This is a genomic window from Roseibium algicola (genome assembly GCF_001999245.1).
In the GTDB taxonomy this organism is placed as follows: Bacteria; Pseudomonadota; Alphaproteobacteria; order Rhizobiales; family Stappiaceae; genus Roseibium; species Roseibium algicola.
Map to the genome: position 1 here is coordinate 308,292 of NZ_CP019630.1, position 12,875 is coordinate 321,166.

The 12,875-nt window shown below is 56.8% G+C and carries 18 protein-coding genes; 13 read left to right on the forward strand and 5 right to left on the reverse strand.

All coding sequences use genetic code 11. The annotated features are described in order from the left end of the window. Positions 1-109: 109 nt before the first annotated feature. Positions 110-2,314, reverse strand: coding sequence for a hypothetical protein (locus tag B0E33_RS01540; RefSeq protein ID WP_077290224.1), 2,205 nt, complete (start codon positions 2,312-2,314; stop codon positions 110-112). Continuing rightward, the gene (locus B0E33_RS01545) at positions 2,280-3,170 is read right to left on the reverse strand and encodes a DUF7146 domain-containing protein (RefSeq protein ID WP_077290225.1); all 891 of its coding nucleotides are present in this window, start codon (positions 3,168-3,170) and stop codon (positions 2,280-2,282) included. Before B0E33_RS01545 ends, B0E33_RS01540 begins: the two co-directional genes overlap by 35 nt. A 224-nt stretch (positions 3,171-3,394) precedes the next feature. Between B0E33_RS01545 and B0E33_RS01550 the strand changes: the two genes are divergently transcribed. Continuing rightward, on the forward strand, positions 3,395-4,393 hold the full coding sequence (locus B0E33_RS01550) for a pentapeptide repeat-containing protein (protein ID WP_167579477.1): 999 nt from the start codon (positions 3,395-3,397) through the stop codon (positions 4,391-4,393). A gap of 101 nt (positions 4,394-4,494) precedes the next feature. Here B0E33_RS01550 and B0E33_RS01555 read toward each other — a convergent pair whose 3' ends face one another. The 3 genes from B0E33_RS01555 to B0E33_RS31330 all read right to left on the reverse strand — a co-directional run bounded on the left by B0E33_RS01555 (position 4,495) and on the right by B0E33_RS31330 (position 5,983). Then, entirely contained in the window at positions 4,495-5,088 is a 594-nt protein-coding gene (locus B0E33_RS01555; protein ID WP_156912317.1) for a hypothetical protein, read from the reverse strand. Then, a complete protein-coding gene (locus B0E33_RS01560) occupies positions 5,085-5,585 on the reverse strand; it encodes a hypothetical protein (RefSeq protein ID WP_077290228.1) in 501 nt (166 codons plus the stop codon). Before B0E33_RS01560 ends, B0E33_RS01555 begins: the two co-directional genes overlap by 4 nt. 251 nt (positions 5,586-5,836) lie before the next feature. After that, a complete protein-coding gene (locus B0E33_RS31330) occupies positions 5,837-5,983 on the reverse strand; it encodes a hypothetical protein (protein WP_206051403.1) in 147 nt (48 codons plus the stop codon). A 100-nt stretch (positions 5,984-6,083) separates the two neighbouring features. Between B0E33_RS31330 and B0E33_RS01570 the strand changes: the two genes are divergently transcribed. From B0E33_RS01570 to B0E33_RS01625, 12 genes are all read left to right on the forward strand, one after another. Further along, the gene (locus B0E33_RS01570) at positions 6,084-6,848 is read left to right on the forward strand and encodes a S24 family peptidase (protein ID WP_156912319.1); all 765 of its coding nucleotides are present in this window, start codon (positions 6,084-6,086) and stop codon (positions 6,846-6,848) included. An 8-nt stretch (positions 6,849-6,856) separates the two neighbouring features. Next, a complete protein-coding gene (locus B0E33_RS01575) occupies positions 6,857-7,108 on the forward strand; it encodes a hypothetical protein (RefSeq protein WP_077290231.1) in 252 nt (83 codons plus the stop codon). A 428-nt stretch (positions 7,109-7,536) separates the two neighbouring features. Next, positions 7,537-7,926 carry a hypothetical protein gene (locus B0E33_RS01580; protein WP_077290232.1) on the forward strand — a complete coding sequence of 130 codons (390 nt, stop codon included), beginning with the start codon at positions 7,537-7,539 and terminating at the stop codon, positions 7,924-7,926. Next, complete coding sequence (locus B0E33_RS01585) at positions 7,878-8,396, forward strand: PD-(D/E)XK nuclease-like domain-containing protein (protein WP_265733565.1); 519 nt, start codon at positions 7,878-7,880, stop codon at positions 8,394-8,396. Before B0E33_RS01580 ends, B0E33_RS01585 begins: the two co-directional genes overlap by 49 nt. After that, complete coding sequence (locus B0E33_RS01590) at positions 8,393-9,433, forward strand: recombinase RecT (RefSeq protein WP_077290234.1); 1,041 nt, start codon at positions 8,393-8,395, stop codon at positions 9,431-9,433. The genes B0E33_RS01585 and B0E33_RS01590 overlap by 4 nt, the downstream gene beginning before the upstream one ends. Further along, a complete protein-coding gene (locus B0E33_RS01595; protein ID WP_077290235.1) occupies positions 9,430-10,020 on the forward strand; it encodes a hypothetical protein in 591 nt (196 codons plus the stop codon). The genes B0E33_RS01590 and B0E33_RS01595 overlap by 4 nt, the downstream gene beginning before the upstream one ends. Next, positions 10,017-10,376, forward strand: a complete 360-nt coding sequence (locus B0E33_RS01600) for a hypothetical protein (RefSeq protein ID WP_077290236.1) — start codon at positions 10,017-10,019, stop codon at positions 10,374-10,376. Before B0E33_RS01595 ends, B0E33_RS01600 begins: the two co-directional genes overlap by 4 nt. Further along, on the forward strand, positions 10,373-10,555 hold the full coding sequence (locus B0E33_RS01605; protein WP_077290237.1) for a hypothetical protein: 183 nt from the start codon (positions 10,373-10,375) through the stop codon (positions 10,553-10,555). Before B0E33_RS01600 ends, B0E33_RS01605 begins: the two co-directional genes overlap by 4 nt. Beyond that, complete coding sequence (locus B0E33_RS01610) at positions 10,555-10,953, forward strand: hypothetical protein (RefSeq protein WP_077290238.1); 399 nt, start codon at positions 10,555-10,557, stop codon at positions 10,951-10,953. Before B0E33_RS01605 ends, B0E33_RS01610 begins: the two co-directional genes overlap by 1 nt. Further along, positions 10,950-11,210 carry a hypothetical protein gene (locus B0E33_RS01615; RefSeq protein WP_077290239.1) on the forward strand — a complete coding sequence of 87 codons (261 nt, stop codon included), beginning with the start codon at positions 10,950-10,952 and terminating at the stop codon, positions 11,208-11,210. The genes B0E33_RS01610 and B0E33_RS01615 overlap by 4 nt, the downstream gene beginning before the upstream one ends. Before the next feature lie 9 nt (positions 11,211-11,219). Beyond that, on the forward strand, positions 11,220-11,579 hold the full coding sequence (locus B0E33_RS01620; protein ID WP_156912320.1) for a hypothetical protein: 360 nt from the start codon (positions 11,220-11,222) through the stop codon (positions 11,577-11,579). 187 nt (positions 11,580-11,766) lie between these two features. Next, complete coding sequence (locus tag B0E33_RS01625) at positions 11,767-12,843, forward strand: site-specific integrase (protein WP_077290241.1); 1,077 nt, start codon at positions 11,767-11,769, stop codon at positions 12,841-12,843. Positions 12,844-12,875 lie beyond the last annotated feature (32 nt).

The window sequence follows — 12,875 nt, forward strand, 5'->3', positions numbered from 1 at the left end:
TTACAGACCCTTACCTGAGACCAGCTTAATCATTCGCAAATTTTGCAACTACAGGTATGCCAATTCGTTTTTTTGTTTGAGAATGGCAGTTGTCAGCGTCGCCGAGGGATCAGCCACCGTTAACAGGCACCATCCAGTCGGGCACGTCCTCGACCTGTCGGCCGGTGATTTTGTCGAAGGTGCTTCCCACGATTTCGTCAACGTAGCCGTCAATGTCTAAGTCGTCGGCAAAGTCCAGCTCTTCGCCCCGATCCTTCGGCAGCATTGGCTTGAGTTTATCAACTTTCGCCTTTGCCTTTATCACCCGTTCGTCGGCCTTGTTCTTGTCGGCCCGGAGCGCTCGCAACTCTGCATCCATGTCCGGTGTCATCCGCCCTTCGGCTTCAACACGTTCAATGGCCTCGATTCGGTTTCCGATCCGAGCTTGATCATACCGGCCCTTTGCAAAAGCCTTTCGGGCGTCGGCAAAGTCGACCAAGATTTTGACCGTTGGCGAGGCATTGGCCTGCTGGCGCACCTCGTTGATTTTCGCCTCCAAGTCATTCAGCTCATCCGCAAAGCGGTTGGCTTCTGCTTCGGCAATGAGACGTTCGGCCGAGATTTCGTCGGTAAGTCTGTCGAACTCTTCCAGCTCACCCGTCATCCGGCCGATAGCCTGGTCAAGATCCGACAGCTTGTCTTCTTGCTTCAAGGCCCGGCTCAGTCGCTCGCGCACCTGTTTAACCGTTGCGTTTGAAGGCAAGCCGATGCTTTCCAACCATTGTTCCGCGTTTGCCTCAAGAGCTTCGCGCGCGGCTTCGGCCGCCAACTCGTCTTCAGTACGAAGTGGTGCGCCGGCCATTTCATCACGGATCGCCGCCAAGATTTCATCCGGGTCAGCGTAGCCGTTCTGGTCTGTGTGCATCCGGGCAAGCAACGGGTCTTCCCGCGCAACCAAGTTGTCGACCGCCGACAGGCCGCCTTCCTTTCGGAACAAGCCCGGGGCAGTCTTCGGGTTGACCCCCATATGCCTAAGCTCTTGGTCCAGCGCAGAGCCGATCTTAACCCCGCCTTTCTGCGACAGTAGAGACAGCACAGGACGCTTTTGCCCGACCTTCGCAGACTGGGAAGCCTCTGCCACTGACCGCACCATGACATCGTCATCAGCCGCTTGCTTTGCCGCAGCAAGAACCGTTTCAGGAACGCGGCCCCGGAGCACGTCAAAGCGCTGGCCTTCCTTCCGGCGGATCGCTGATAGTTTGCCCTCACGGACCTTCCTGCGATTGGCCAGGCGCTCGTCAACGTTCTCGACACGCCCGAGCGCACGGCTTAGCTGTTCGTCAACGTCAGATGCCCGGTTGATGTTCTTGGCAATCTCGATTTCCTCTTGCCGTGCAATCGCCCTGTCGACCTCGCCGCGAATGTACTGTTTGAGGATGCCCCGAAACTGCCACTCGCCCGCAAGGATCTTTCCCCGGTCATACATCCGGTAAAGATAGCTTGGTGCGGTGGTCACTTTCACGCCTTCCGGCAATAGGCGAACGCCCACAGCCTCGTCCTTGAGTGGATCCGCTACGTCTTCGCGCCAAGACCGGGCGACAGCTTCAACGAACTCATTGCCGTCAACGTCTTTGTCACCGCGCCGAGTGGCACGGGCTACGGCCGCGTCAAAGTCCGCCTGCCTCCTGTTGAACCCTGCATTCCGCGCTGCCTTATAGCCTTGCCGCCGCTTCACAATGAACGTTGCAAGGTTTCCTTGGTAACGCTTCATCGTGCTTTCCACTGCCGGGCCGAGCGTTCGACCTTCCAGCTCGCCCGCCGTACCGACATGGTTTTCAGCCAGCTTCAGGAACGTGCTTCGGGACTTCATGGAAGGAGAGGTTAGAAGCTCAAGCCCCGGGTTTAGGCGTACGGCCGCTGTTGCGTTCGCAATCGCCTTGGTCGCACGGCCGCCACCAATCTGCAGTTCTTTTTCCCAATCGACCGTATCAAGATCATCGGTTGCCGCAGAACCGGCACTGCGCAGCTTCCGGACAGCCTTCGCCAATGCGCCGCCTGGAAGCAATAGCGTAGGGCTGGCAACACTGGCGAAAATCTCGGCACCTGTACCGCCCCAACCGGCCGCCTCAATGGTTTCCCGGTCACGCTTTTCCCGGTCAATATCGGCCTTGATGGCTTCCACGACGGTTGCGTTTTGGGCTTCAAGGAAGCGGTCGGAATGCTCTTCATAGCCCTTCAAGTCGCCGTTGGTGAAAGGGTTATATTCCGGATCAACCCGGAAATATTCCCGCTTGTCGAGGTCAAGAGCTTCCGAGGCGAGCAGCGAGCCGTTCAATTTCCCAAGGGAGAGCGAGGCCGGAAAGCCCGTTAGCGGTTCTGCATGCCCAGACCGGCAGACCTGAAAGAAGGTGGACGCCGAAGCCTGTTTCTATCCCCTCGCAAACAGCAATATAACTGCCGTCTTTAGGAGGATGCAGGCGAACAGCACCGCCACCACAGGGGCCAAGGCCCTTTTTAATCTTGCTGCCGTCTTCCGCGCGGAGATTGTCGCCATGCGCATCCAAGTATATGCGCCACGTTCCGACTTGCTGGCCTTCTGCGCCCTGGACGAGCGCGACAAGAGCGGGATGATATTGCCCTTTCGAGAGGAAGCATTTCGGGTGGAACCGGAGAACACCGGGCAGCTTCCCTTCAAGGCCTTTGACACGCCTACGCAGATAGTCTTCTGCCATCGAGCCTTCAATTATTCGGGCCTCGCCCCAAAGTTCCTTGGCGACATCAAGTCGGGCAAGTTCGTCCCGCTCTTCTTCTTCCTGCCTATGCCGGTCCCGCTCTTCCGCTTCTGCCTGTCGCTTCGCCCAGGCGGCGCGCTGTTCGGGCGTGTATTCGGTGCTCCCGCTGGGGGGAGCTTCCCCGGTCAGCTTTTCGCAAGCCTGTGCGAAGGTCAGCCCGTCGCAATGCATTACCAAGCCGATGGTGTCACCGCCACCACCGGCACCCCGGCAAACCCACTTGTTTTTAGATGTGTTCACCGCAAAGCGATCTTTCCCACCGCAGGCGGGGCACGGGCCGACGTATTCCTTACCCCCGGCAGGCTTCAGCGTTGCGCCGCACTTCTTTGCCGCGTCCAGAAGCGAAACCTTGTTGGCTCTCAGCTTGTAGTCTGTCCATGCTTGATCTAGGACGCTCATGCTGCACCTCGACAATTGCCTGCGCGCGTTAGCTCTGTTTTTATTCGTCCGTTGCTTAAGTCTTTTTGGAAATTGGATTTATGAAGCGAGACAAATCCCCTCGCCCTAACACTTTGGCAGAACGTAGGGCCCTTAGAGAAACCAGTACCAACGCCGCGGAAATTGACCCTCTGAGCAAATGGCACCGCAGAGCTCGATGGCTGCGAAATCACCCGTTCGTTGTCATGATGGAAACCGCAGGTCTTATTGGATTGATTTTTGCGGTTGCGCTCTTCGTTCTTGAACTCCGAGAAAAGCAAGATGAGCGCGTCGCAAGGGCATGGCAATTGCTGACGACAGCGGCGTCTGGCAACAGTGGAAAGATCCATGCACTTGAGTTTTTGAACGCTCAATACGGATGCTTGCCTGCCGGCTGGGAATTTCCGACCGTTGGTCAATGCTGGAAGCATCGCACGTCCCTGACGGGCGTCAATCTGTCGTCCACCGGTCTTAAGCAAGGTGTCTATCTCGTCGGTCTCCAGTTGCCCAATGCCGACCTCGTAAAAGCTGATTTCAGTGGGGCACAATTGGCTGAGGCCAATTTCAAGAATGCTAATTTGCTCTCTGTGGATCTGAGCGGTGCCAATATGAACTCCGCAGACCTTTCCGGTGCAAATCTCCATTTTGCAAACCTCAGTGCTGGCGTATATCTCGGCGATGCCACACTCGTTGGTGCCAACCTTCGTTATGCAAACTTGGAGAATGCGTTCCTGGTGAGTGCAAATTTGAGAAACGCAGTCTTGGCAAATGCAAACCTTGGTAATGCCGAATTGGGTTTTACCAACCTCGAAAATGCCGACTTGTCGACCGCTTGGCTTCAAGGCGCGAAATTCGACAGCGCGACACTCGTCTGTGCTGACCTTTCGCGAGCTGATCTCACCAGTGCCAACTTCGGAACAGCAAAAGACGGCCTCGGCCGGATCTTCACCGCCGCAGACCTTCGCTACGCCAACCTTAGTGGTGCAGACCTGAATGATGCGTTTGTCTCGAGCGAACCAAATGAATTGGAGAACCTTACTGGCATCTGGGCGTACGAAGACCTGCCTCCAAAGAACATGCCCCAAATTATCGCGAAGACCATTTCTTACAGACGGGTTGGTGAAAATTGGGACGCATTCAAGATGCGTATGGCAGAGGAAAGAATGGCTTCTAAGGATCATGCCCCCCCAATAGCCTGTCTTTAATTGCCTTTCCCGACGACCTGGGACTAGCTGATGTAGGTAAGCGCTTGCACTGATGCCGCTGAGCGCATCCTGCACATTGCCGTCTGGGAAAACATGATGGTTCATAAGGCTTCCCCCATATCGAAGAGGCCACCAGCTGGCGCTTGTGCGCGTTGCAGCTTCATTTGAGTTTGGAGCCAGAAGGCTACCCCTGCGGCTTCGGCAGCGTCCTTGGATTTGGCTTGGATCTTCATCATCTGGCAGACGCGCTTTGCCACGTCTTTCCAATCTTCTTCCTTTTTGGGATCCGGCTTCAGATCACCGAGGAAGGATTTGCGCCAGGATTGCACCGCGACAATTTGGAAAGGAACGTTCAGCGAGAAACAAACCTCTTGGGCACAGTTGTTGAGGTAGCTGAGCGTTGCGGCAGTCGCGTCGTTCGTGACCTCTTTAACCACGACCTTGCCGGTGACAGGGTCCTTGACCTTCTTTTTCATGTTCGCGACTGCTCGGCGCTCAATGGCAACTGCCTGCACATCACCTGTCTTGATCAGGGACCAAAGCCATTGCCGAAAGTTCGCATTGCGCTCTGCCTCGCAAGACACCTTCCGTTTGCCGATCTTGCCGGCATCGAAAAGGCCTGTTTGGTAGGCATTGCCGTCCGCGATGCACCAGCCGGTTTTAGTTGCTACGTCGAGCCCGCATATCCGCATCAAGCCATCTCCCCTGCGTTCGCAGAAACTTTCTCGCCGCGGAGGATGGCCAGCGTTCTTGCCGTCTGATCCAACAGCGCTTCCAAACGCTCAATGCACGCCGCCTGCTCTTCGCTGGTTAGCTTTGCATCCGCATAGGCATCGGCGACGGTTGAACTTGCTTCCGCGAAGACCTTCATTAGTTCGGAGAGAGACGTGAGCGCACAGCCGTCGCCTTTGCAGGTCCCGCGCCTCACCAGATCAAATCCCGCCATATCAGCGAGGCACTTGGTAACAGGGGGAAGGCAACCGCTCTCCACCACGTCGGCCTCAAGCTCGGCAATTGCCTTGATTGGGAAAAATCGGCGGTCCTGGCCGTCGATCGTAGTGCAGCGCTGAATTTGCGCGAGCTGCTTATATCCGGTGATTTCCCTGGCTCTCTCGGCACCGCCAGCGGCGCGCACGAGGTCTTTGCTTGCGATTGACAACCGGTCGTATTCGTCGCGGCTCAGATAATCCATGGTTACTCTCTTCCAATTTTTGCAACCGTGAAGACTTCAGAGGGCGTTCCCACCTCTTTGGACATGGAAACGAAACAGACCCCACACCCACACTGTTTGAGGCTCGTTGCCTCGGGCACCCGCAGAGCCGACAGCCTGGCCGAGAGATTGCGGAAACGCCGGATAAGATTGGTTTGGACCCGGGACGAGATACTTTCCGGGTCCGATCGCTCACCCCATAAGAAGGCGAGCGGTGTTGACCTTGTGCCGTTCTAGGCGGCCGCCATGTTCGCCGGGTGCTCTTCGCCGAGCGTCATGCGGGCAAGTGCCCCATAGTCGACCGCGGAAACGTCCGTCATTTCACAGGCGACCACGACAGCCGGCCAATACTGAACAGGGATTGAACCGCGGCGTTTCATTTGGCGGGCCGCCTCATATCCGCAGCCCACCAACTCAGCGAAATGCTTGATTGAGCCGAAGGCTTCAAACAAAGCGTCAATGGTTTTAGGTGTGTCAGCCATGATTGAAACGTACATTTCGTACGACAAAAGCGCAAGAAAAAATCGTACACTTCGGACGATAATTTCGTGCGAAACAGTTCAAATGGAACCGAAAGACCGTTTGAAAGCAGCAAGAGAGCGCGCGGGATATGACTCCCCAACGGAGGCATCGCGCGTGCTTCGCACTATCAACGTCAACACCATCATCAGCAACGAGAATGGCAACAGGCCGATTTCCAAGAAGATGGCGCAGGTCTATGCGGAAGCTTTCGGGGTTTCGGCTGGATGGCTTCTTTACGGCGACAGCGGCGAGCCAGAGCAAGAACCAAAGCCGACCAGGCGCCCAGCCCTACAAATCATCGGCGAGGTGGCTGCAGGCCATTGGCTTGAGAGCGATCTTTTCGAACACGAGAAGACCGAGAATTCCAACCTTGCCGGCGGTGACGCCCGATATTTGCCAAGTATGCAATACCTTATGAGAGTCAACGGCGAGAGCCTTAACAAAATCGCCCGGCATGGCGACCTCATCTTGTGCCTGGACTATGCACAGGCGGGAATTGAGTTGAAGTCGGGTGACTTGGTGGTTGCGGAACGCTCTAGAGACGGCGGCCTGACCTTCGAGCGGACCGCCAAGAGAATTGTTCGCCACAACGGTGAAATTGAACTCAGGCCGGAGAGTGACGACCCGCGCTTTCAAGAGCCGGTTATCTACAACGAGCACGGCGAAGAGGCTACCGAAGTGCGCGTAGTCGCTAAGGTTTTGGGCGTGTTTCGGGAGGTGTAGAGGCTGGAATGTTAGCGCCCGCAATCGTTTTTATAGTCGCAGTTGCAGTTGTTTTAATCGTCGGGCGACTTAGCGAAACGGGCCACATCCCTTACAAATTCGGGGCACCGTTTGAATTTGCGCTGGAAAAGCTTCCGGCGTTTTTGCTTTTTGGCGGGATCGTTTTTGCGATTGCCAGCTTTCTGCTTTGGGACGGAAGCCCCATTGGAACAGATTGTCTTATCGATTGGGACGGAAGATCTAACCCGCTCTCCTGCTGATCTATCCTCACTCTCTAACATCAGTAAGAAAATTTCTTGTCGATAGGAGGGGGAAGGGTTCCAAGCCATAGCCCCCCCTACCCCCTGGGGAAACCCAGAAGGCGGGAAATCCATGACCTGTGTCTTGTCGACCGGAGCCGGGAATGGGACACAAACGCCAGAGCGCCTTACAGCTAACTCGTCCTCTGTTTCTGGCGGCACCGTAGGACTTTCGACCCCCGCGCCTGCAGTTTTCATCCAGCAGGGAATTGCACCCTGTCACTGCGAGCGGCGACGTTAGCCACCCTCTTGTACGACCGTCAATAAAAAAATCGTACATTTTGTACTTGACCTCCAAACGTACGTTTTGTACGGTTTGCTCATCGAAGGCGGAACGAAGACGGCAACCGGCCAGATCTTCCGCCACGGGTTTCAAGAGGAAAAAGTCAATGTCCCTCAATACCGACACCTCCTTCTTTTCCGTCCTCTGCGAGTTGAGCGGAACCACCTACTCCCCGGAAATGGAGTTTGAAGATTTGCGCTTTTCGCAGATCGTCGCGGACATTCAGAGCGGCCAGCTTGAGAACGTGAAAGCGGTTTTCGAGTTCAACCCGGCAGAGGGTTGGTGCAACGACGTTACCGCCGACGTGATGGCGGCATCCTTCCCCGAGCTTGAAGACGACGGCGAAGACTATGCCGATTACTCACCTACTGCAGCGAGTGGGAAGAAGCACAAGAGAAGGCGGGTAAGGTTATCGTCTCTCCCGACGATATCGAGAAGATCCGCCGCATTGCGGAAGACGCTGCCCGCGACCCCATGGTGCAACAGGGCATCTTAAACGGCGCCGTTGAGCGATCCTTTTTCATCAAGGACGAGCGGACAGGTCTTTGGTTCAAGTCCCGACCGGACAACGACGCGGTAGACGGCTTCTTTGCCGATCTGAAAACCACGTCCAGCATGAGCGAAAGCTTCATTCGGCGGCAGATCAAAGACAACGGCTATTTCATTCAAGCCGGTGGAGTTCGTCGCGCAGCCCGGGAACTCGATCTGCCCTTTGACAGCTTTTGGAACGTCTACGTTTCAACCGGCGACACCCCCGACACTCAGGCCATTGAACTGGATCCGGAAGACCTCGACCTAGGCGAGCGCGTAATCCGTCACGGCCTGGACACCATCGCCGAATGTATGGCGTCCGGCATCTGGCCCGGCGCCCGCCCCTATGAGGCCCGCGCCGTTCGCATTGGCGATTGGGACCGCGAAGCTATTGAGCAAGACCTTAAGACCCCCGCATTGGAGCAAGCAGCATGAACCAGGCACCAGCACCCCAAGACGCGCTTGAATTGGCGGTTCACCACGGACAGTCCGTTTCGATTGACCACGTGAAGGGCGCAAAGCTTGCTCCGCAGTCCCTTGGCGAAGTTCTGCGCTTCGCTGACATCATGAGCCGGGCGGATATCGCTCTGCCAAAACACCTTCGGAACAATCCGGGCGCCTGTATGGCTGTCGCGCTTCAAGCATTGGAGTGGGACATGAGCCCGTTTGCGGTCGCGTCCAAGTCCTTTGCGGTCAACGGGCAAATCGCCTATGAGGCTCAGCTCATTGCCGCAGTGGTCAACACGCGCTCAGGCATTCAAGGGCGGCTTCGCTATGAGTTCGCGGGCGAAGGCGATAGCCTCACCTGCACCTTGCGCGGCACAATCGACGGCGAAGAATACAGCTACACTTCGCCCCCTTTTGGCGCGATCACCACCAAGAATTCACCACTCTGGAAGACAGACCCCCAACAGCAGCTCGGCTATTACTCGGCCCGGGCCTGGGCGCGCCGCTATACCCCCGAAGTTCTGTTGGGCGTCTACGACAAGGAAGAAGCTGCAAGCTTCCAAGGCGCAGATAATGCCCGCGACGTAACACCGGCCCGTGCGACCGGCGCGGAACGGCTTGCGGCCGCGAAGCGGGGCCAGGAACAGCCGGAACAGAGCTTTCTACCTCAAGAAGGCTTCAACCTCGATCACGTCAACGCAACTACCGCACAGGCTGCGGCTCAACAGGACAAGCCGGATCACAGCGACAACACCCGCACGCTCGACCTTGCGCCCGTAGACAACGCGCCATTGCATCATGAAAGCGAGAACCCAGCACCGGCCGAGAAAGTCCCGGCGGAACAGCGCGCAACCGACCCGCTGGCGTCCTTCAAGGCTGAGTTGTCCAAAACCCAGACGCTGGAAGCTGTCGACGCGGTAAAGGCTGACTTTGCCGCAGGCCTTAATCAGCTTCGCCCCGAGGACAAGAAACAAGCTCGCTTGGCGATCAGTGAGCGGAAAGAGCAGATCGAGGCGGGCAAATGATCACTCTTGCCCTATGCCTTGCCAACACAGGCATACAGCGCCCGGCCGCGCTCGATGATCAGCAGTACCCGCGCCCCGTCGCAATGGGTGCCGTGCAGTGGGACGCGGCTGGTGTGTTCGCCGAGTATCGCAGTTTCATCCGTCAGGAAAAGAGTGTGTCGGCGAGCGCGGAGAATTCCCACGGGATCTGCGACCGTGTTGCCCGGAGCCGTGGGCTACCGGAACGGACCGCCATTTCATGGCTCACCAACTCGCTCAGGACCTCAACCCACCTTATCGGCTGGGATTTGGATTTTGACCTTGACGTGATCCGGGCCGCCTTGATCCGGCACGACGCCAACCCGGCAACCCTTATCCGGCCGCAACTCCGGACAACGAGCCTTGCCGGCATCTGCGCAACGATTGTGGGCGGCCAGGATGACAACGGCGAGGCAGTCGCACCAACGATAATCGAAGCGCTCAATGCAATAGCCCCAGACGCCAGGATCTATCCGGACAACCTGCACACCAAGGCAGAAGCCTGCCGGGCCATCTTCACCGCCCTTTGCGCCGAGAACATCATTTCTGACATGGAGCAAGCGGCGTGACCCTGATCATCACCATTCGGAACGAAAGCCGACCGGGCAAAGACGGCACCCGATCTTTCAGCATCGCGGAATGCGAGGGCCTATCGGCCGCCAAGTCCAAAGGCGGAGTTATCCACGAGCTTGCACGACTTCTGCAGGAAGCCGGGCACAACCGGGAAGCGCCCGTAATTGTTCAGCGCGACGGGGTGACCGTCTTCGGTGAACGGCCGTTGCGGGAGTGGGCTGACTACATGCTTTACGAGCCAGACGGCGGGCCTATGCGCCTCATCAAATGGAATTACGAAGCCCAGGCAAAACTAAAAGCCGAGAGAACGGCGAAGGCGGAAAAGTCCGCGGTTAAGGAGGCTGCAGCATGAAATCGGAAATCGTCGTTTGCCCGGGCCGCAAAGGCCTTCGCCCGATCATCATCAAGACGAAAAGCGTTTCGCTTGTCGATCATCGTTATTCGGGGAAGAAGCTGACCGGGCCGCAAGGAACGCGCTTGGTGAAAGTCACCCTGCCCTCCCTCCCGTCGCTGGAAAAGGAGGCCGTTTAATGTCTCACCTTTGGCACAACCCACACGCCACAACCGCTTTTTCGCTCGACCCGAGTGGCAAAGGTCAGCAGCGGATGACGGATGAAACGCACCTAGCATTCATCCGGAAACTGCCGAGCCTGGTTTCAGGCGGCCAAGGCTGCGAGGCCTGCCACGTCCGCTACGGCGACCCACGCCATAAGAAGGCGAAGACCGCCAAGGGGCGGAAGCCGGATGACGCTTGGACCGTTCCCATGTTGCCGGAGGAACACCGCCTGCAGCACAGCGGCAACGAAAAAGCCTTTTGGGATCACATCGGCATCGATCCGCTGGAAGTAGCGCACCAACTCTATGCGGTTTCCGGAGACGTGAAGGCAGGCCGCGAAATCATCATGAACGCCAGGAGGGCAACAAAATGAGCGCCATAGTCGAGAAACACCGGGACCGCATTGAGCAGCTTGCCAAGAACACGCTTGCCGACATGCTCTTAGTGACTGGCCCACTTCCCGAGGTAGAACGCCGGGCCGTCGTGATTGGAGCACTTGCAACCGCCGTCAACATCACAATCGCCGATGCGAAACAGCGGGACCCGCGCTTTGGGGAACTGGTCGAGGCGACCTTTGCCCGAAATATCAATCTCGCCATTGTCGGCGAATTTGATGAAGCCGCTGAGTGAGGGACGCCATTGCTTGCAGCCGCAAAAATAGCAGTGCTTCAAAAGGCCGTCGAAGGCGACTTGCTGACGGCGGCCGAGGAAGACACCTTGCGCGAATGCGTCGAGGACTACCGCCGACGCCTGCCACTTGGGAACGGGTTCAAGCTGACAACGACTGACGTTGCCGAGGCATTCGAAATCCTGTTTGACGACGTGCAGTTTATGACAGGAAGCCGGAGGCAAAGAGTAATCCGGCTACTGATCAAGACAGGCGCCAAGGGCTACCAGATTGGCAGCCTTCCCGTGCGCCGAGAGCACCCGACGGACGAGCATATTGCCGAAGACTTCCGCGTGCCTGTGACACCCGAAGAGATAAGGAAGGCAAGCTGATGAACCTTCCAGATGGATGGAATGACGATACGCCCATAACGCTTTCCGAAGCGTGCAAGGTGCTTTTTCGGAACACCATAAAACCTGCAACTTTGAAGGCAGAGGCGGAACGTGGAAAACTTGTGCTGGAAAAAATCGGCCGCTCGTATTTCACTACGCCTAAGGCAATTCGTGAAATGAGAGAGCAATGCCGCGTCCAAGAAAAGCTCCAAGGCTCTGGTTCCGCAAAGACAAAGGCGGTGGCGGACAATGGATCATCCTCGACGGGTCAAAACAAACCCGCACAGGCTGCACTCTTGAAGACACTCGAGGGGCTGAGCAAAGGCTGCAGGAATACCTTGCCGAAAAACACCAACCGACCAACAGCCTCGATCCACGAATTATCCCGGTCGCCGACGCGCTGAATTTCTACGCCACACACCACATTCCAACGCTAGCCAACCCCAGGAACGAAGCGACGATACTCAAGGCCCTGGTACCATTCTGGGGTGAGCTCAATATCGGCGACGTCGCCCGATCGAACAGCAAACGCTACGCGACATTGCGCTACTCTCAGGGCGTTAAGCCAGGCACCGTTCGCAGGGAATTGAAGGCGCTTCAAAGCGCCCTCAATATGTACACCGAAGACCGAGAAATACCGTTCGTGTGTCGACTGGAGATGCCTAAAGCTGGTGAGAGTCGTTTGCGCTGGCTCACTCGAAACGAGGCCGCCGCGTTCGTGCACGCGGCCCGCAGACGTGGCAATCACCACGTTGCCCGGATCATCCTTATAGGGATCTACACCGGCACACGGATTGACGCCATAAAGCGCATGCAATGGCACCCCAACCCGGCAAGTGGATATTTCGACCTAAAGCAAGGCGTGATGTACCGGAAAGGTTGGGAAGAAAGCAGCACGACGAAACGTCGGCCAAGTGTTCATATTCCTGACCGGCTACTACCTCACCTAAAACGCTGGAAGACGTTGGACAGGAACCTGCCATGGGTCATCCATTACGATGGCGGATCTGTCGTTTCTGTGAAACGCGCGTGGCGGAAAAGCCGAGAAGACGCCCAATTGGGGCTCGACGTTATCCCTCATACCCTGCGCCACACGGCTGCAAGTTGGGGGATCCAAAACGTCCAAACAACGCAAGAATTGCAATCACTGGCCGACTTCCTGGGGATGTCACTGAAAATGCTGCTGGAGGTCTATGGGCACCAGAACCCGGTGCATCAGAAATCTGCCTCTTCTGCGATCAGTAAACGACCAGGAGCAATATGACGGGTACGATATAGCTTTCAGAAGGCATAGGA